Below are 18,050 nucleotides of genomic sequence, written 5' to 3' on the forward strand. Positions count from 1 at the left end.
CGGCGCTACAGGTCCAGCACCACGTCGTCCGCCGGTGTGGTGCAGCAGATGAGCGTGTTCCCGTCCGCCGGCGGTTCGATGGGTTCCGGGTCGTAGTCGACGGCCCCGGACAGCAGCACCGTTTCACAGGTGTGACAGACTCCGGTGCGACAGGACCAGCGTGTGGGCACGTCACACGCCTCGGCGAAGTCGAGGAGGGTTCCCCGCCCGGCATCCCACGGCACGGTGAGCCCGCTGCGCGCGAACGAGACGGACGGACCTGCACCCGGCGGTCCGGGCGGCGGATGGGGTGCCCGCGAAGAAACCTGAACCACACCGGGATTGAGAGCCCCCTCGGCACCGAACGTTTCGATGTGAATCCGCGCGGGGTCGAGTCCGTCGGCGGCGAGCGCGGACCCGACATCGGCCATGAACGATGCGGGCCCGCACAGATAGGCATCCGCGTCCGCGGGCAGGCCGAGACTCGCGATCAGTTCCCCCGTGAGCCGGCCTGCCGTGGTGTAGTCGGCGCCCCTGCTGTCGGTTTCGGCAGGCCTGCTGTAGGCGATGTGCGAACGACTGCCCGGCAACCGGTCCAGGAGGTCGCGGCTCTCCTCGGCGAAGGGATGCTCGGATCCGTCACGGGCACCGTGGACCCACCACACCTGCCGCGGCGAACCCGCTTCCACGAGTGCGTACAACATCGACAGCAGAGGTGTGACCCCCACGCCCGCGGACACGAGCACCACCGGCCTCGCCTCGCCGTCCAGGACGAATGTCCCTCGCGGGGCCGCCACCTCGAGGGTGTCACCGGGGCGCACACGCGAGTGGACGTACCGGCCTGCGACGCCGTGCGGTTCCCGTTTCACACTGATCCGGTAGTCGGCGGCGCCGGGTCGGTTGGACAGCGAATAGCTGCGGATCACCGGGCCCTGCACGTCGTCGGGGTGCAGGCGCACTGTGATCGACTGCCCCGCCTGCCAGGACGGCAACGCCGAGCCGTCGGGTGCTGCCAACGACAGCGACAGGACGCGGCGGCTCTCCTCGTGAATCCCGGTCACCGTGAGCGAGCGGAAGCCGGGCCACGCCGGCGGCGGGCTGCCTGCGGTCTTCGTCAGCCCGACGTTTCCGCCGGCACCCGAATCTGCTCGGTCCAGAATGCTCTGCAGCGACTCCTTCCACCCGGGGCTCAGCGCCGGGATCCGCAACGCCCGTTCGAGTGCGTCGCGTGGGTGGCCGGGCAGGTACAGGAGCGCGTCGATCTCCGCGACGGGCACCGCTTCCGGGCCCGCGGCGACCTTCACGATGTCCTGCCCGGCCTCGACCTCTCCTTCCTCGATCACCCGGAGGTAGAAGCCGGGCCTGCGGTGGGACACGAGCAACGCCGCCATCTGCGGTTCGTTCATGCGCATACCCACCCGGTAGCACGTCACGCGGGGCTGGGTGACCTCGAAGACCGCGGTTCCGATCCGGTAGCGATCACCGATGCAGACCTCGTCGTCGGGCAGACCGTCGACGGTGAAGTTCTCGCCGAAATGCCCGGGTTCGAGATCGTCACGGCGGAGGTATTCGCGCCAGTGACGGTAGGACTCGGTCTGATAGACGAGCACGGCGCGGATCTCACCACCGTGTCCCCCGAGGTCGCCCTGGCCGTCGCCGTCGATGTTGAGTCTCCGGACCGTCCGTGGGCCGTCCACGGGGCGCTTCCACACGCCGGTGTGGACCGTCCGTCCCCGCCAGGACACGTCCCGGGGCAACCCGACATTCAGTGAACTGAGCGTAGCCACGGCATTCGCCTCTTCTGGTCGGTACGACACTCGATCGGCCCACGATCGATCATCTGTCATCCCATCCCGCGGATCAACGACTCGGTGTGCGACCGCAACAGACACGCGCCCCGACCGTGCGGCCGAGGCGCGTGTCTTGCATGCCGAACTCTTCCCTACCGTGGCGGCGGGGGCGGGGGCGGCGGAGGGGGTGGGGGGTTGGGATTGCAGAGTTGGCAGCCGTCGACCGGAGGTTTGGGAACGGGTGCGTGACAATCGTTCTGGCAGGGTCTGGCGCCGGCGAATTCGGCGGTTCCCACCAGCGAGATCGAGAGGGCCGCGAGGATCGCCCCGATGGCCGCCACGATCCTGGCGGAAGTTCTGGTAGTCGACATTGTTCCTCCTGTGAGCTGAAGCACGGTGTGCAGCACCGTCGTTCGAGCATCCGGGAAGGACGCCACGACTGCCAGGCACCCTGGGGGTGGAGTCGGGCCACCCGCTCAGCCGAGGCGGCCGATCACGTCCAGCGCGTCGCGCAGCGCGGACAGCGAATGCGCGGGGAGAAACGCGTCGCAGAACGGCAGCGCGGCGGCCATCGAACCGGCGAGCGGCCGGAAGCCGGGGTCACCGGCGCGGGGGTTGAGCCACACCAGGCGATGGGCGCGGCGACGCACCCGGGTGAGGGCGTGTGCCAGGTGCTCCGGGTCGTCGCTGTCCCAGCCGTCGGACGCGATGACGACGAGTGCGCCGCGCAGCGCGTTGCCGTGCGGGGAGGCGAGTAGTTCACTGACGCTGCCCGCGATGTGGGTGCCCCCGAATCTGTCGACCACCTTCTCGTTCGCCCTGCGGACCGCGGTCTCGGCGCTGCGGTGGGCGAGCACGGGGGTCAGCCTCGTCAGCGACGTCGAGAACGCGAACACCTCCGGCCTGCCCGCGGTCTGCCGTTGCACCGCCGCCCGCATCAGATGGAGGTAGATCGCGGCGTACGGCTGCATCGACCTGCTCACGTCGCACAGCATGACGATGCGGCGCGGACGGTTCCTGGCGCGGCTCCGCGCGAGGACCACCGGCTCCCAGCCCGTCGCCCTCGACCGGTTCATGGTGGCCCGCAGGTCGATACGCCTGCCGCGGCGATGCACTTCGCGACGCCGGGTGCGGCGGGACGGCCACGCCGCGGTGGCCTGTTCCAGCCAGGCTCCGAGGAGCCGGAGGTCGCCGGCGTCGAATCGGGCGAAGGGTTCGTCGGCGCGGGCCACGAGCCTGCTGGGCAGTGTGTCCGGCACCGCGGTGAGCGCGTCGTGAAGGCCGTCCTCGGCGTTGTCGACGCCGCCGGTCATCAGCGGTCGGGTCATCCACGGCACGCCCTCGACGTCCTGCGCGTCGCCGGGCCGGTCGCGGCCGTCGCGGATGGCGGCGAGGGCCGACTCCCGCCCGGCGGCGGTGCGCCGCGCATGCGGGTCCACCGACAGCAGCGCGTCCTCGAAGACCGCGGCTAACACCGCGTCGAACGACGCGAGGTCGTCGACGCGGTTGACGAGCGTCAGACGCGCCGACCAGTACAGCCGCGAACGTGAATTGGGCGGCGACAGGTGCAGCGCCTGCACGAACACCGCGGGACCGCTCGCCGAGACGACGACGCCGCGGGCCCGCAACCGGGCGACGAGTGCCACGGCGAACGCGGCGAGATCGACACCCCGCAGGATGCCCGACGCGGTCATCGCCTGCGGCGGCCCACCACGAGGACGACCACGATTCCCGCGAGGACGGCAGCGAGGATCGGGGCGTACCGTTTCCACGCACCCGCACCGGACAGCGCCAGCAGGTCCAGCGGCGCCGGTTCGGCGGCGGGCCGTGCCACGGACAGCGTCGTGGTGCCGGCGGCGTCGGTGGCGGTACCGACTGATTCGGGTTCGGCCGCGGGCTGGTCGGCAGGCCCTCCGGAGAGTTTCGCTTCCAGCGATTCCGCGAACTGCCCCATGAGTTTCTCCGACACCTGCTGGATCATTCCGCTGCCGAACTGCGCGAGTTTGCCGACGATCTTCATGTCCGTGTCCACGGTGACGCGGGTGCCGTCGCCCGCCTCGTGCAACTGGGCGGTGATCGTCGCCGACGCGTTGCCGGAACCACGCGAGTCCCGGCCGCGGGCGTCGATCACGGCGCGGTGCTCCTTCTCGTCGCGCTCGACGAACGTGGCCTTGCCCTTGAACTCACTCGTCACCGGGCCGACCTTGACCTTCACCTTCCCCAGGTAGTCGTCGCCCTCCCGCCCGGTCATCTGCGCGCCGGGCAGCAGGGGGGCAACCTCCTCGAGGTCGCTGAGCACCTCCCACGCCTGCTCGATCGGGGCGCTGACGGTGAACTCGTTGGCGATCTTCATGGCGGAACCCTCTCATCCGGTGGCCAGGCCGCGCGCGTAGTCGACGAATGCGTCCTGAACCATTGTGCGATCGTCCGGGGTCTTCGCGAGCGCACTCAGGCTCGAGATCGCGTCTTCGCGCACCAGATCGGCCACACCCAGCGCCGCGAGCGCGGACACCCAGTCGATCGTCTCCGCGATTCCGGGGGGCTTGTCGAGATCCAGGTCGCGGGCACGGCCGACGAATCGGGTGGCGTGCTCGATGAGGAGTTCGGACGCCACGGACACCGTGCGGCGCACGATCGCGGCCGCCCGCGCCGGCTCCGGGTAGTCGATCCAGTGGTACAGACACCGCCTGCGCAGCGCGTCGTGGAGGTCGCGGCTCCGGTTGGACGTCAGCACGACGACGGGATGATGTTCGGCCGTGAACGTTCCCAGTTCGGGAACGGTCACCGACGCCTCCCCCAGGAATTCGAGGAGCAGGGCCTCGAACTCGTCGTCGGCCCGGTCGATCTCGTCGATCAACAGCACGGGCGGGGTCGGCCCCCGGTATCGCACACAGTGCAGGATCGGACGTTCCAGCAGGAACTCCTCGGTGAACAGGTCGTCCTCGGTGAGGCCGTCGCCCCGCGATTCGGCCAGCCGGATGGTGAGCAGCTGCCGCTGGTAGTTCCAGTCGTAGAGCGCCTCGTTCGCGGTGAGACCTTCGTAGCACTGCAACCGGATCAGGGGCGCGCCGAGGACGGTCGCCAGGGCCTTCGCCGCGGTGGTCTTGCCGACTCCGGGTTCGCCTTCGAGCAGCAGCGGACGGCGCAGGACCGCCCCGAGGTACAGCGCCGACGCGGTTCCGAGGTCCAGGAGATAGTCCTCGGCGTCGAACCGCCGGACCACGTCCGCCACATCCTCGAACCCCTCCGTCATACCGCTCCCGTCTCCTGCGCGAACGACGCCCGGCACCCCTGCCCGCAGAACCAGAAGTCGTGGCCGTCGCGCCGGAGGTGGACGGTGTCCGGACCCACGACGACGCGCATCCCGCACACCGGATCGACCGCCTCCGCCACCGCCCGCGGGATTGAATCGTCCTCCGGCGCCCGCAGTCCCGCTCTCCGCAGCTGCTGCACCAACTCGGCCGCGATCGACACGGCGATCTCCGCCGACGTCCGCGCCCCGATGTCGAGTCCGACCGGGGTGTGCACCCGCGCCCGCTCGGACTCGGTGAGACCCAGGGTGTCGAGGATTGCTCCCCCGCGGGTCCGGCTGGCGACGAGCCCGACGTACCCGACGCCGGCGTCGAGCGCCGCGCGGATGACCTCCGCTTCGGGTCCGCCGTGGCCGGCGAGCACCACGGCCGTCGTGCCGGCGAACTGCCCGGCGTCGTCGTGCTCGACGGTGTACCCCAGCAGTTCCGCGATGCCCGCCAGACACTGCGCGATCGGTGTGGTGCCGCAGATCCTGACGAGCGGCGGCGGCACCTGCGGCTCCAGGAAGATCTCCATGGCACCGCCGGACAGGCACGGATTCACCACGACGGCCGCGCCCGGGGTCTCCGGGAACTGCACGGCCCCGTCGGGCAGGACCCGCAGCAGCACGCTCTCGTTGCGCTCCAGCACCCCCAGCGCGGCCGTGCGCACCGAGTTCTGCGCGCACTGCCCGCCGACGAAACCCTCGATCGTCCCGTCCTGCAGGAGGATCGCCTCGTCCCCGGTGTGACTGGACGTCGGCGGCTGCGCCCGCACCACCGTCGCGTGGACGAACGGCCTGCGGTCGCGCGCCAGTTGCGCCGCACGCTCTTTCAGATCCATCGGGCCTCCTCGCAGCCGACGGGGCGACACTCAGATCGGAGGTGTCGCGCGGCCCTGCATAGCCTCCCACACCCGGGACGGGGTGAGCGGCATGTCGGCGTGCCGCACCCCGAACGGGGCGAGCGCGTCCACCACCGCGTTCACCACGGCCGCGGGCGATCCGACCGTCGCCGATTCGCCGATGCCCTTGGCGCCGATCGGGTGATGCGGCGACGGGGTGACGGTGAAGCCGGTCTCGAGTTTCGGCACCTCGAGCGCGGTGGGGATCAGGTAGTCCATGAGCGACCCGCCGAGGCAGTTGCCGTCCTCGTCGAATTCGATGATCTCCATCAGCGCCATGCCGATGCCGTCGACGATGCCGCCGTGGACCTGCCCCTCGATGATCATCGGGTTGATGCGCGTGCCGCAGTCGTCGACGGCGAGGAACCGCCGCACCTTCACCACTGCGGTGCCGGGATCGACGTCGACGACGCAGAAGTACGCGCCGTACGGGTACGTCAGATTCTCGGGGTTGTAACAGATCTGCGCGTCGAGTCCGCCTTCGATGCCCTCCGGCAAGTCGCCTGCGCCGTGTGCCCGCATCGCGATGTCCTGGATGGTCACCTTCGCCGACGGGTCACCCTTCACATGGAATTCGCCCTTCTCCCATTCCAGATCCGCGACCGAGGCCTCGAGCATCCCGGACGCGATGATCTTCGCCTTGTCCCGCACCTTGCGGGCGACCAGCGCGGCCGCCGCCCCGGACACCGGCGTCGACCTGCTGCCGTACGTGCCGAGCCCGAACGGCGTGTTGTCGGTGTCGCCGTGCACGACGTCGATGTCGTCCGGCGGGATGCCGAGTTCCTCCGCCACGATCTGCGCGAACGTCGTCTCGTGGCCCTGCCCCTGGGTCTGCACCGACAACCGGACGACGGCCTTCCCCGTGGGATGGACCCGCAGTTCGCATCCGTCGGCCATGCCCAGCCCCAGGATGTCCATGTCCTTGCGGGGCCCGGCACCGACGGCCTCGGTGAAGAACGCCATGCCGATTCCCATCAGCTCACCACGGTCGCGGCGTTCCTTCTGCTCCTCCCGCAGGTGGTCGTAGCCGATCATGTCCATGGCCTTGCGCATGGTGGTCTCGTAGTCGCCCGAGTCGTACACCCACCCGGTCTTGCTGGTGTACGGGAACTGTTCCGGCCTCAGCAGATTCTTCAGCCGCAGTTCGGCCGGATCCATCTTCAGGTCGAATGCCAGGCAGTCGACGAGCCGCTCGACCAGATACACGGCCTCGGTGATGCGGAACGAGCAGGCGTACGCCACCCCGCCGGGCGCCTTGTTCGTGTAGACCGCCGTCATCGCGCAGTGCGCTGCCTCGATGTCGTAGCTGCCGGTGAACACGCCGAAGAACCCCGCCGGATACTTCACCGGGGCAGCGGTGCCGTTGAACGCCCCGTGATCGGCCAGCACCTTCGTCCGGATCGCGAGCATCTTGCCCTCCGCGGTGGCCGCGATCTCACCGACCATGATGTAGTCGCGGGCGAACCCGGTGCTCATCAGGTTCTCGCTGCGATCCTCCATCCACTTCACCGGTTTGCCCGTCACGAGCGACGCGACGATCGCGCCCACGTATCCCGGGTAGATCGGCACCTTGTTGCCGAATCCGCCGCCGATGTCCGGGGACACCACCCGGATCTTGTGCTCCGGGATTCCCGAGACCAGGGCGTACACCGTCCGGTGTGCATGCGGGGCCTGGGAGGTGGTGTACAGGGTGAGCTTGCCGGACACCCGGTCGACGTCGGCGATGGCACCACACGTCTCCATCGGCGCCGGATGCACCCGGGGATAGACGATCTCCTGCTTCACCACGACGTCCGCCTTCGCGAACACGGCCTCGGTCGCGGCGACATCGCCTGTCTCCCAGTCGAAGCAGTGATTGTCCGTCTTGCCCTCGAGGTCGTCGCGGATCACCGGCGCATCGGGCGACAGCGCCGCGCGGGCGTCGACGACGGGATCGAGCATGTCGTATTCGACGTCGATCAATTCCAGCGCGTCCCGGGCCGAATAGCGGTCCTCGGCGATGACGAACGCGACCTCCTGGCCCTGGAAGCGCACCTTGTCGGTGGCCAGCACGGCCTGCACATCGTTGGACAGCGTCGGCATCCACGCGAGGTTCTTCGCGGCCAGGTCCGCGCCGGTCACCACCGCCGTCACCTTCGGAAGTTCCTGCGCCGCAGTGGTATCGATGCTCACGATCCGCGCGTGCGCGACCGGCGACCGCAGGATAGCCAGGTGCAGCATGCCGGGGAGGGTGATGTCGTCGACGTAGTTTCCGAGCCCCCGGATGAAGCGGGGGTCCTCCTTGCGGAGCATGCGACCGTGGCCGCACGGTTTCTTGTCGTTGTCCACAACGGCGTCGCCCGAGGGCGGACGCGATTCGACGGTGGTCATGACGCACTTCCCACATGCTCTTCGACGGTCTTCGGCGTGCCCTCGGCGCCCCGCGTCGTGTCCTCCTGGACGTCCGCGTCGAAGTCGCCCGCCGGTTCGGGCTCGGCGGCTTCACCGGCCCGGTGGTCCGCCGCCCACTGGATCGAGCGCACGATCGTCGTGTACCCGGTGCAGCGGCAGATCTGCCCGGAAATCGCTTCCCGGATGGTGGCCTCGTCCGGGCTCTCCTCGCGGTCGAGCAAGGCCCGCGCCGTCATCATCATGCCGGGCGTGCAGAACCCGCACTGCAGTCCGTGACACTGCATGAAGCCCTGCTGGACGGGATCGAGTTCGCCGTCGTGTTCGAGGCCCTCGACCGTGCGGACGTCGTGCCCGCCGGCCATCGCGGCGAGCATCGTGCACGACTTCACCGGATCGCCGTCCACGGTGACGACGCACGTGCCGCAGTTGCTGGTGTCGCAGCCCCAGTGGGTCCCGGTCAGACCCAGTTGGTCGCGGAGGAAGTGGACGAGCAGCATGCGCGGTTCCACCTCGGCGGTCACTGCTTCACCGTTGACGGTCATGTTCACCTGCATGGCTATGCCTCTTCTCCGGTCGGCTCGTGCTCCACGTCGCTGCGGAGCACCCGGTCGACCGCTGTTCGGAGTGTGCGGATCGTGAGTTCGGATGCGAGATGACGTTTGTAGTCGACGGTGCCGCGGGCGTCGCCGACCGGCGAGCAGACCTGCGCGGCCATCCGCCCGGCCTGAGCGAACGCCTCCTCGGACGGGGGGCGTCCGGTCAGGTAGTCGGCGATGTCCGCGAGTCCGGAGGGGTCGGGGTCGACCGCGGTCAGGCCGACGGCGGCCCGGGCGATTTCGCCGCCCTCCACCGTGACGGCCGCGCCGGCCGCGGTGACCGCCCAATCGCCGGTTCGCCGTTCGACCTTGGCGTAGGCGCTGGAGCTGTGGCCGTGGACGGGTATCACGATCTCGATGAGCATCTCGTTGTGCGCGAGCGCCGTCTCGTACGGTCCGACGAGGAACTCGGACACGGGGATCTCGCGGCGCCCGCCCGGTCCCTGCACCACGCACGTGGCGCCGAGGACACCGCAGACCGTCGTGAGGTCCTCGGCCGGATCCGCCTGGCACAGCGATCCGCCGATGGTTCCGCGGTTGCGGACCACCGGGTCTGCGATCACCTTCTCCGCGTCGCGGAAGAGGGGGAACGCCGCCGCGAGTTCGTCCGATTCGAGGAGCCGGCGGTGCCGGGTCATCGCACCGATCCGCACCCTCGACCGCTCGGTCGTGATGTATCCGAGTTCGCCCTCGAGGTCGTTGATGTCGATGAGGTACTCGGGATTGGCGAGGCGAAGTTTCATCATGGGGAGCAGGCTGTGGCCGCCTGCCACGAGGCGCGCTTCGTCGCCCAGCCGGTCGAGTAGGGCGATCGCGTCGTCGACACCCGTTGCACGCTCGTATTCGAAGGATCCTGGTACTTGCATTGTGACCTACCTCACAAATGTGGATCCTTTCAGCCTGCGCAAGAACCGGTGGTCCGTCAACCCCGGTGAACCGCCCTATTCGACGAGGGAATCCACCGGTTCCTCGTGGTGGATCCGGCCGCTCGACTCCGCCAGCGGGCGCCCCGTGCCACCCCACCGGCAGGCGATGATCTCGGCGGCGATGGACACCGCCGTCTCCTCGGGGGTGCGGGCGCCGATGTCCAGGCCGATGGGGCTCGACAGCCGGTCGAGTTCGGCGTCGGTCAGACCGGCCTCGCGGAGGCGTTCGCGCCGGTCCAGGTCGGTTCGGCGTGATCCCATGGCACCGATGAACGCGACGTCCGGCAGGCGCAGCGCCGCTTCGAGGAGAGGGACGTCGAACTTCGGGTCGTGGGTGAGTACGCAGATCACGGTCCGGCCGTCGATGGCACCGGCCTCGGCCTGGCCGGCAAGGTACCGGTGCGGCCAGTCCACCACCACCTCGTCGGCCGTCGGGAACCGCGCGTGCGTCGCGAACACCGGCCGGGCGTCGCAGACCGTCACCCGGTAACCCATGAAGGCGCCCTGCCGCGCCACTGCGGCGGCGAAGTCGATGGCCCCGAACACGAGCATGCGCGGCCGCGGCGCATAGCTGGCGACGAACACCTCCATTCCCTCGCCACGACGCTGACCGTCGGTGCCGTACGTCAGCACCGTGCTGCCGCCGGCCGCGAGGAGACCCCGGGCGTCGTCGGTGACGGCGGAATCGGCGCGGTCCGAACCGAGGGCACCGCTCACGTCCTCGGGCCGGACGATCAACCGGCGACCCACCCGGGTGGCATCGGGATGCGCCACGACGGTGGCGACCGCGACCGGCCGGTGGTTCTCGATGTCCCGGACGATCTCACCGAGTTCCGGAAAATTGTCCCGCGAGACGGGCTCGACGAAGATGTCGATGATTCCACCGCAGGTGAGACCCACCTCGAACGCATTCTCGTCGCTGATCCCGTACCGCTGCAGCACCGGCGTCCCCGTCGCCGCGACCTCGGTCGCGAGTTCGTAGACCGCCCCCTCGACGCATCCGCCCGACACCGAACCGGACGCGCTGCCGTCGGGTGCCACGACCATGGACGCCCCCGCCGGCCGCGGTGCGGACCGGAACGTGCGGACCACCGTTCCGACGCCCGCCGTTCCGCCCGCCGTCCACACCGCCATCAGGTCTGCCAGCACGTCGCGCATCAGCACCCTTCCCGCTCGAGTCCGATTCGCTTCCAGACTATTCCGCCGACGCGAGTTTGGCCGCGGAGACGGGAACCTCGACGTCGACCGGTGCCAGCGGGAACGGCGGCGTCCCGACTCCGGCGATCCGGAAGTGGCCCCACGGGTCGCGCTCGGCGAGGACGGCGGGCACCTCGGGACCGTCGCCGATCGTGAGGAACAGCGGGGTGCGGTTGCGCTGCTCGGCCGCGGCGACGCCGTCGCCGACGACCCGTCCGTACCAGTGATACAGCCCGTCCAGCGGTTCGAGATGGCCGTTCAGGAAGACCTCGACGGCCACGGTCAGGTCGCCGGACGTGAGCACGCCCGGCCCCCGGTACTCGGTGTCGTCCTCGCGTTCGGTGAGCGAACTCAGCTCGAAGTGCCGGTCGTCGGGGGTACGCAGGCGCCGCCAGTAGGACGCACTCGAGCCCGGCCACGCCGCCCGGTTGTGGCCGGTGGAATCGAGGTACCAGCTGTCGCAACCACCCGAATTCCACACCGAGCCCTCGAGTTTGCGGTGGATCACCCGGTTGAATTCGCGCTGCGCGCCTGCCCGCACCTCGATCCGCGTCGCATCGCGTTTCTTCATCAGCGCCAGGCATCGGATGATGTAGTGCGCCTGGGCCTCGATGACGAAGACGATCGACTGATTGCCGCCTCCGGAGTTCGGCCCCATCATGAGGAAGAAGTTCGGGAAGCCCGTCACGGCGACCCCAAGGTACGCCTCCATGCCGTCGCGCCAGGCCCGCTGGATCGTCAGCCCGCGACGACCCACGATGTGCTCGTTCTCGAATCGGTCGCCGACCGCGAATCCCGTGCCGTAGACGATGACATCCGCGTCGTGCATGCGTCCGTCCTCGGTGCGGATCCCGCGCTCGGCGATCTCCGAGATGCCCGACGTGACGAGGTCGACGTTCTCCCGTTGCAGGGCCGGGTAGTAGTTGCTGGACACCAGGATTCGCTTGCACCCGATCGTGTAACCGGGAGTCAGGGCGGCGCGCAGGGCGGGGTCGTGCACCTGCCTTCGCAACAGTCCCCGGGCGGCCGATTCCAGCACCGTCATCAGTCGTGGGTGCAGGAACCCGGCGATCAGCGATTCGTGGCTCCAGTAGATCGCGTGGCGGTAGACCTTCTGCGCGCCGGGCACAGTCTTGAACACCGCCTTCTCGCCGGCGGTGATCGGACGGTCCAGCTTCGGCAGGATCCAGTGCGGTGTCCGCTGGAAGACGTCGACGTGTGCGGCCGTCTTCGCGACCTCGGGCACGAACTGCACGGCACTGGCTCCCGTGCCGACGACCGCGACCCGCTTACCGGCCAGGTCGACCGAGTGATCCCATTCGGCGGAGTGGAATGTCGTTCCCCGAAACGATTCTCGTCCGGCGAACACGGGAACGCTGGGTTTGTGCAGCGGCCCCGGGCCCGCGACGACGATCCTCGGGTGGAACACGGAACCCGCGCGGGTCTCGACCCGCCACCGGTCCGTGGTCTCGTCGAAGTCGTAGGAGTTCACCTCGGCGCCGAACCGGATGTGGGGTGCCAGGTCGTAGTCGAGGACCACGCGCTCGATGTAGTCGAGAATCTCGGGCTGCCGCGCGTACATCCGGGTCCATTTCCGGTTGGGCGCGAAGGAGAACGAGTACATCAGCGACATCACGTCGCACCCGCATCCCGGATACGTGTTCTCCCGCCACGTTCCGCCCACGCGATCGGCCTTCTCGAGGACGACGAAGTTCTCCTGCCCCGCCTCCTTCAGCTTGATCGCCATGCACAATCCCGCGAATCCGGTACCGACGACGAGGACGTCCACTTCGGCGGATCGGTCGGTCACAGGAATCCCCCGCGCCGCCACAACGCACGGGAGGTCGCCCGCATCAGGCCGTTCTCCTCGAGGAACGCGGCCAGCGATGCGAACCCGCGGCGCTGATTCTCGCGAAAGTTCGGATTTGCCAGCGCCTGTCGACGCGCCTCCTTCGGATCCAGTCCGGCCCGCTCGTACATGGCCGGGTTGGTGAACAGCCGCTGGAACAGCGGGCCGCCGATCCCCTGCAGCGTGCCGACCCACAGCCGGTCGATCCGGTGGCCTTCCGCGACGCGGCGTTGCACCCCCTCGCGTGCGAAGCGGATGTGCCGGGACTCTTCGGTGACGTGGATCCGCATCAGCCGGGAGATCATCGGCTGCAACTGCGGGTCTTCGAGGACGCGCCGCTGTGTGGCGTCGAAGATCTCCTCGCCGATCAGAGCGGCCACCCAGAGCATCGTTCCGCGAAACGTCTTGGGCAGCACGTTGACCACGACGGCCTGGTACCACCGGAGCTGGAAGGGCTTGGCGCCCATCTGCTCGATGGCGCGGCCGAACATCGTCATGTGCCTGCACTCGTCGCCCATCTCGGTGAGCATGTACCGGGTGTGCAGTGAACTCGGATCGTTGTGCAGCAGCGCGCGCAGCAGGGCCTGGTTGAGGATGTTCTCGAACCAGATTCCGACGCTGAGGATGTTCGCCGATTCCTGCCGGGACAGTTCGATGCGCTGCGCCTCGCTCATCCCGTCCCACATCTCCGTTCCCCACAGGGACAGGACCTGCGGCGGCAGGAAGTACTTGCCGTCCTCGAGCGGCGCGTCCCAGTCGATGTCGACGACGGGAGCGTACGAACGCTTGACGGAACCCGTGAGGAGCCTGCCGGCGACTTCCTCCCGATCGATCGTGTGTGAACGCTGAGACATCGCTGATCCCTTCGTCGAGAGCGATCCCATCTCATTGCCGTTTATAGGTAAAACGTAAACCCGGGTGTGATCCAGGTCAATGGTTGTCTGTAACTCGAGTTCACATTTGCACCTTCCGGTTTGCGCCCACCCCACCCGACCAGCACAATCAGGCCGTGAGGACGCGGCCGACGACACCGACCCCGAGTGAACTCCGGGAACGAATCCTCGACGCGGCCGAACAGTGCCTGATCGAACTCGGCTACAGCACCCGACTCCATGCGGTCATCGCCGAGCGAGCGGGACTGTCGCGGCCCACGCTCTACAAACACGTCGGCGACCAGTCCGCCATCCTCGAGGCCCTCTTCCAGCGGGAGATCTCCCGCTTCTTCGTCGTCCTCGACCCCATACTGCGGGGACGGCAGAGCCAACTCCAGGTGCGATTCGTCGACGCCGTCGTGTTCGCCGTCCAGTACGCACGCCGACACCGGTTGCTGCAGAAGGGATTGCGCGACGACCCCGAGGTGGTACTCCCGTGGTTCACGGTGAAGGCGAAGCCGATGATCGAACTCGGGGCGCAACTGCTGACCCCCCACTTCCAGCGCCTGTTCACGCCCGGGCAACTGTCGGGGGTGAGCCCCGCCGCCATCTCCGAGTGGGCGTTCCGGATCGTCGGTTCCCTCGTCATCACGGAGGGAATCGTGGACACGTCCGACGAGCAGTCGTTGCGCGAGTTCGTCCGGTCCCTGCTGTCGATCGCCTTCATCCCGCAACCGGACGTGCATATTCCTTGACGCGTATATACGCATAGAGGAATACTCGAGGTCATGGCACCGGACGTGTTCACCGTGGTCGCCGAACCGCAGAGGCGCAGAATCCTCGAACGGCTGCGGGACGGCCACGCCAGCGTCGGCGAACTCGTCGACCAACTCTCGCTGCCCCAGCCGACCGTGTCCAAACACCTGCGGGTGCTGCGACAAGCCGGATTCGTCACCTGCCGCACCGCCGCCCAGCAGCGCATCTACAGTCTCGACCGCGAACCGTTCGACGAGTTCGAACGGTGGTTGCAGCCCTACCGCCGGCTGTGGACACACCACCTCGACGCCCTCGGGCAGCACCTCGATTCGAAGGAGAATTCGTCATGACCGAGTCGGACGCACGACGCGACTACCGCCCCAGCCCACTCCGGCACGCCGAAGCACGACCCGACGGCACCCGATGGGCATTGACCTTCGTCCGCGAGTTCACACACTCGCCTGCAGCGCTGTGGACCGCGCTCACCGACCCCGGAGAACTGCCGCAGTGGGCGCCGTACACCGCGGACCGGAACCTCGGCACGGTCGGTCCCGCCACCCTGACCATGGTCGACGGACCGGACCACACGGAACTCGACGGCACCGTGACACGGGCCGAGGCACCGCACGTTCTCGAACACGCCTGGGGTGACGACGTACTGCTGTGGACGATCGAGGAGACCGGAGAGGGAACGCGACTGACCCTGCGCCACACCCTCGACGACCAGCGCACCGCGGCGATGACGGCCGCCGGGTGGCACATGTGCCTGGACGTCGCCGAGGCCCTGCTCGACGGCAATCCGATCGGACCGATCGTCGGCGCCGACGCGATGAACTACGGCTGGCGCACACTCAACGAGCAGTACTCCGAACGCCTCGGCGTCGAACCGATCGATCCGACGCTGCCGTGAATCGGCGACGGCCGTCCACCGCTCCCCGGTACCGTTGACGCATGGGCCTGCAATGGGAAGCCGTGGTGGTCAACGCCGTCGATCCGACAGCCCTCGGACGCTGGTGGGCCGAGGCCCTGGGCTGGGGCGCCGTGACCGACGCCGACGGCGACGTCCACATCCGGCCCCGGGCCGACAGCCACCCGGAGATCCTGTTCGTCGCCGTTCCGGACCGCAAGCAGATCCCGAACCGGCTCCACCTCGACTTCCGGCCCGACGATCAGCAGGCCGAGGTCGAACGGCTACTCGCACTCGGCGCCCGGCACGCGGATGTCGGTCAGGGCGAGCAGAGTTGGGTGGTGCTCGCCGATCCGGAGGGCAACGAGTTCTGCGTACTCTCCGGCCGGACCTGACGCGATCAGGCCACCTTCGCCCGCAGGGCTCGCAGCGCCTCGTGCTGCACGACCAGAACACGGCCCACCGGGAGACCGAGGACGCCCGCGGTGTCGTGCGCGGACAGTCCGTCGATGACCCGCAGCAGCACGATCTCCCGTGCGGTGGGATCGAGTCCGTGCAGCAATCGGGCCACCTCCGCCGGGAGGTCGGGGCTTCCGGAACCACCCTGCGCGTCCGCGACGGTCCGGCTCACGACGCGGTACACCTCACGGACCGGATGGTCACTGCGGGCGAGGGACGGAAGCTGCCGCGCCACCGCGAGCAACGCCTGCTGCGCCACCTCGTCTGCGGGCCGCGTGACCGTCGTGGAATTCCCCACGCGGGTACGGCAATACCGCACCACCTGCGGCCACAGCGTGGCCGTCACCCGCTGCACGGCCCCGCGATCCCCCGCCGCGGCGGCCGTCGCCGCCGAATGTAATTCCTCGTCAAGCACACTCATGCCGCCCTCGATCCCCCGACCTCGCCGTCTCCGGTCATCCGTGACGGCGCTTCCGTACTCATCTTCCGACACACGAGGGGGCACCACATCCGGGAAGTTCCCCATTTCCCGGTGCGTGAAACCACCTACATGTCCGGCTTCCTCCGCAAGTTCTTGGTCTGGCCGCGTTGCTTCTTGGCGTCGAGTCTTCGCCGGTGTGAGCCCTTGGTCGCCTTGGTCGGACGCCGGGTCCGCGTTTCGGCCAGCACGGCCGCACGCAGCAGCGCCGCCATCCGGGCCCGTGCCGCACGCCGATTGCGCAGTTGCGAACGGGTTTCGGACGCCGCCACGCTGACCACACCGTCAACTATCCTGTGTCCCAGCCGAACCTGCATGCGGTCGAGCTGGGCGGGAGACAGGGTCGACAACGTCCAGAGGTTCACCCGGAGTTCCACCCGCGAGTCGGTGGTGTTCACTCCCTGGCCGCCGGGACCACCGGCACGGGAGAACCGCCACTGCAACTCGGCGGCCGGGACGACGAGCGACCGGGTGATCTCCAGGTCGTCGGTGACCTCGCCGCCGGGAAACACCGGAGGAACTTCGCTCACACTCCCAGCGCCCGAGCCAGCACCGGCCAGGAATCGTGAAGGTCGTCCTGCCAGTACCCCCACGAGTGTGTCCCCGAGTTACGGAAACTCGCAGTTGCAGGTATTCCCAGCTCTCCCAAGCGATCCGTGAATCGATGCGTGCAGTAGTTGGTCACCGCTTCGATCGGACCACCCGCGTAGATCTGCCGCGCGAGCACCCCGACGTTCCCGTCGATCCCGGGGCCGTCGAGGGTCTCGTAACGTCCCGGCAGACCGTTGCCGTTGGAGAGGAACAGCTCCGTGCCGCGCAGTTCGGCAGCATGCACGTACGGGTCGTTCGCCGACCACGCCGGATCGTCCGGCTCGCCGAACATGTTGGCCGGGTCGCCGTAACCGTAGTTGTCCATGGTGATCTTGATGAGCAACTGACCGAGTGGATCACTGGTCAGAGCGCAACCGCTGTAGGCGGCGACACCACGGAACAGGCCGGGGGCGGCGATCGCCAACTGCAGTGCCGCGGTGCCGACCCGGGACATGCCGGCGAGCGCGTTGACTCCGTTGGTTCCGAGGGCCGCGTCGACGACCGGCGGAAGTTCCTGAGTCATAAAGGTCTTCCACTTGTTCACCCCCATGACCGGGTCGGGGCTCTTCCAGTCCGTCCAATACGCGTTCTCACCGCCGGACGGGCTGACGACGTTGACGTTCTGGTCGGCCAGAAACTCTTCGACATCGGTCTTCTCCCGGCGGATCTGGCCGTCGAGGAAGTACAGCGTCGGCCGCGGCGCGCTCGTATCGGCGGGCCGCTGCACGTACACCGGCACGACGCGCTGCATCGACGCCGAGAAGACGTGCAGCGTCAAATGTCTCGGATCGATCACGGTGACGTGGTCGAGTTTCGAACCGTTCGGCGCCGCCACCGCAGCGAGCGCACGACCGGTGTCGACGACCGGATCGGCGGCCGCGACGGTGCCGCCGAGACAGAGGGACATCACGGTCGCGGCCGTCACGGCCGCTGTGCGCAATTTCCCCCGTAAGACATGTCGTGTCACGACCGATTACCGCCCTCCACCCGCACGAATTCCGGTCCCGGGGCATGCTAACAGTTCTCGCCATGTGCCGAGTAACGGAAGAGACCTTCCGTGCGATG

General features: G+C 68.6%; 18 protein-coding genes. 4 read left to right on the forward strand and 14 right to left on the reverse strand.

Going from position 1 to position 18,050, the window contains the following annotated elements; translation table 11 throughout:
- Positions 1-5: 5 nt before the first annotated feature.
- The 11 genes from ACFTZB_RS01960 to ACFTZB_RS02010 form a co-directional block, all read right to left on the reverse strand.
- On the reverse strand, positions 6-1,766 hold the full coding sequence (locus tag ACFTZB_RS01960; RefSeq protein WP_378429859.1) for an MOSC domain-containing protein: 1,761 nt from the start codon (positions 1,764-1,766) through the stop codon (positions 6-8).
- 479 nt (positions 1,767-2,245) lie between these two features.
- The gene (locus ACFTZB_RS01965; protein WP_378429860.1) at positions 2,246-3,463 is read right to left on the reverse strand and encodes a VWA domain-containing protein; all 1,218 of its coding nucleotides are present in this window, start codon (positions 3,461-3,463) and stop codon (positions 2,246-2,248) included.
- On the reverse strand, positions 3,460-4,122 hold the full coding sequence (locus ACFTZB_RS01970) for an SRPBCC family protein (protein ID WP_124392508.1): 663 nt from the start codon (positions 4,120-4,122) through the stop codon (positions 3,460-3,462). Before ACFTZB_RS01970 ends, ACFTZB_RS01965 begins: the two co-directional genes overlap by 4 nt.
- Positions 4,123-4,134: 12 nt before the next feature.
- Positions 4,135-5,022, reverse strand: a complete 888-nt coding sequence (locus ACFTZB_RS01975; protein ID WP_072946900.1) for a MoxR family ATPase — start codon at positions 5,020-5,022, stop codon at positions 4,135-4,137.
- Complete coding sequence (locus tag ACFTZB_RS01980) at positions 5,019-5,903, reverse strand: XdhC family protein (protein WP_378429861.1); 885 nt, start codon at positions 5,901-5,903, stop codon at positions 5,019-5,021. The genes ACFTZB_RS01975 and ACFTZB_RS01980 overlap by 4 nt, the downstream gene beginning before the upstream one ends.
- A 30-nt stretch (positions 5,904-5,933) precedes the next feature.
- The gene (locus ACFTZB_RS01985; RefSeq protein WP_378429862.1) at positions 5,934-8,333 is read right to left on the reverse strand and encodes an aerobic carbon-monoxide dehydrogenase large subunit; all 2,400 of its coding nucleotides are present in this window, start codon (positions 8,331-8,333) and stop codon (positions 5,934-5,936) included.
- Entirely contained in the window at positions 8,330-8,908 is a 579-nt protein-coding gene (locus tag ACFTZB_RS01990; protein ID WP_095863487.1) for a (2Fe-2S)-binding protein, read from the reverse strand. Before ACFTZB_RS01990 ends, ACFTZB_RS01985 begins: the two co-directional genes overlap by 4 nt.
- Positions 8,909-8,910: 2 nt before the next feature.
- Positions 8,911-9,816 (reverse strand): FAD binding domain-containing protein, encoded by a 906-nt coding sequence (locus tag ACFTZB_RS01995; RefSeq protein ID WP_378429863.1) that lies wholly within the window; start codon positions 9,814-9,816, stop codon positions 8,911-8,913.
- Between the two features lie 75 nt (positions 9,817-9,891).
- Entirely contained in the window at positions 9,892-11,034 is a 1,143-nt protein-coding gene (locus ACFTZB_RS02000; protein WP_072946951.1) for an XdhC/CoxI family protein, read from the reverse strand.
- A gap of 37 nt (positions 11,035-11,071) precedes the next feature.
- Entirely contained in the window at positions 11,072-12,883 is a 1,812-nt protein-coding gene (locus ACFTZB_RS02005) for a DUF4873 domain-containing protein (protein ID WP_378429864.1), read from the reverse strand.
- Positions 12,880-13,806 carry a diiron oxygenase gene (locus tag ACFTZB_RS02010; RefSeq protein WP_378429865.1) on the reverse strand — a complete coding sequence of 309 codons (927 nt, stop codon included), beginning with the start codon at positions 13,804-13,806 and terminating at the stop codon, positions 12,880-12,882. The genes ACFTZB_RS02005 and ACFTZB_RS02010 overlap by 4 nt, the downstream gene beginning before the upstream one ends.
- A gap of 125 nt (positions 13,807-13,931) precedes the next feature.
- Here ACFTZB_RS02010 and ACFTZB_RS02015 point away from each other — a divergent pair, with 125 nt between their 5' ends.
- The 4 genes from ACFTZB_RS02015 to ACFTZB_RS02030 are packed head-to-tail and all read left to right on the forward strand — an operon-like array spanning position 13,932 to position 15,852.
- Positions 13,932-14,549 (forward strand): TetR/AcrR family transcriptional regulator, encoded by a 618-nt coding sequence (locus ACFTZB_RS02015; RefSeq protein WP_378429866.1) that lies wholly within the window; start codon positions 13,932-13,934, stop codon positions 14,547-14,549.
- Positions 14,550-14,582: 33 nt separating this feature from the next.
- Positions 14,583-14,900 (forward strand): ArsR/SmtB family transcription factor, encoded by a 318-nt coding sequence (locus ACFTZB_RS02020; RefSeq protein WP_378429867.1) that lies wholly within the window; start codon positions 14,583-14,585, stop codon positions 14,898-14,900.
- Positions 14,897-15,460, forward strand: coding sequence for an SRPBCC family protein (locus tag ACFTZB_RS02025; RefSeq protein WP_378429868.1), 564 nt, complete (start codon positions 14,897-14,899; stop codon positions 15,458-15,460). The genes ACFTZB_RS02020 and ACFTZB_RS02025 overlap by 4 nt, the downstream gene beginning before the upstream one ends.
- 41 nt (positions 15,461-15,501) lie before the next feature.
- Positions 15,502-15,852, forward strand: coding sequence for a VOC family protein (locus ACFTZB_RS02030; RefSeq protein WP_378429869.1), 351 nt, complete (start codon positions 15,502-15,504; stop codon positions 15,850-15,852).
- A gap of 5 nt (positions 15,853-15,857) precedes the next feature.
- Here ACFTZB_RS02030 and ACFTZB_RS02035 read toward each other — a convergent pair whose 3' ends face one another.
- The 3 genes from ACFTZB_RS02035 to ACFTZB_RS02045 all read right to left on the reverse strand — a co-directional run bounded on the left by ACFTZB_RS02035 (position 15,858) and on the right by ACFTZB_RS02045 (position 17,910).
- Positions 15,858-16,337, reverse strand: a complete 480-nt coding sequence (locus ACFTZB_RS02035) for a sigma factor-like helix-turn-helix DNA-binding protein (RefSeq protein ID WP_378429870.1) — start codon at positions 16,335-16,337, stop codon at positions 15,858-15,860.
- A 125-nt stretch (positions 16,338-16,462) separates the two neighbouring features.
- The gene (arfB, locus tag ACFTZB_RS02040; protein WP_378429871.1) at positions 16,463-16,924 is read right to left on the reverse strand and encodes an alternative ribosome rescue aminoacyl-tRNA hydrolase ArfB; all 462 of its coding nucleotides are present in this window, start codon (positions 16,922-16,924) and stop codon (positions 16,463-16,465) included.
- Positions 16,921-17,910: an alpha/beta hydrolase gene (locus tag ACFTZB_RS02045; protein WP_378429872.1), complete on the reverse strand. Its 990-nt coding sequence runs from the start codon at positions 17,908-17,910 to the stop codon at positions 16,921-16,923. The genes arfB and ACFTZB_RS02045 overlap by 4 nt, the downstream gene beginning before the upstream one ends.
- Positions 17,911-18,050: the final 140 nt, after the last annotated feature.

The organism is Rhodococcus sp. NPDC057014 (assembly GCF_042673295.1).
Lineage (GTDB): Bacteria > Actinomycetota > Actinomycetes > Mycobacteriales > Mycobacteriaceae > Rhodococcus_F.

Bases quoted from the DNA above. Each gene is read 5' to 3' on its own strand.
- ACFTZB_RS01965 (WP_378429860.1), bottom strand. From the start codon at position 3,463: ATGACCGCGTCGGGCATCCTGCGGGGTGTCGATCTCGCCGCGTTCGCC.
- ACFTZB_RS01970 (WP_124392508.1), bottom strand. From the start codon at position 4,122: ATGAAGATCGCCAACGAGTTCACCGTCAGCGCCCCGATCGAGCAGGCG.
- ACFTZB_RS01975 (WP_072946900.1), bottom strand. From the start codon at position 5,022: ATGACGGAGGGGTTCGAGGATGTGGCGGACGTGGTCCGGCGGTTCGAC.
- ACFTZB_RS01980 (WP_378429861.1), bottom strand. From the start codon at position 5,903: ATGGATCTGAAAGAGCGTGCGGCGCAACTGGCGCGCGACCGCAGGCCG.
- ACFTZB_RS01985 (WP_378429862.1), bottom strand. From the start codon at position 8,333: ATGACCACCGTCGAATCGCGTCCGCCCTCGGGCGACGCCGTTGTGGAC.
- ACFTZB_RS01990 (WP_095863487.1), bottom strand. From the start codon at position 8,908: ATGCAGGTGAACATGACCGTCAACGGTGAAGCAGTGACCGCCGAGGTG.
- ACFTZB_RS01995 (WP_378429863.1), bottom strand. From the start codon at position 9,816: ATGCAAGTACCAGGATCCTTCGAATACGAGCGTGCAACGGGTGTCGAC.
- ACFTZB_RS02000 (WP_072946951.1), bottom strand. From the start codon at position 11,034: ATGCGCGACGTGCTGGCAGACCTGATGGCGGTGTGGACGGCGGGCGGA.
- ACFTZB_RS02010 (WP_378429865.1), bottom strand. From the start codon at position 13,806: ATGGGATCGCTCTCGACGAAGGGATCAGCGATGTCTCAGCGTTCACAC.
- ACFTZB_RS02020 (WP_378429867.1), top strand. From the start codon at position 14,583: ATGGCACCGGACGTGTTCACCGTGGTCGCCGAACCGCAGAGGCGCAGA.
- ACFTZB_RS02025 (WP_378429868.1), top strand. From the start codon at position 14,897: ATGACCGAGTCGGACGCACGACGCGACTACCGCCCCAGCCCACTCCGG.
- ACFTZB_RS02030 (WP_378429869.1), top strand. From the start codon at position 15,502: ATGGGCCTGCAATGGGAAGCCGTGGTGGTCAACGCCGTCGATCCGACA.
- ACFTZB_RS02035 (WP_378429870.1), bottom strand. From the start codon at position 16,337: ATGAGTGTGCTTGACGAGGAATTACATTCGGCGGCGACGGCCGCCGCG.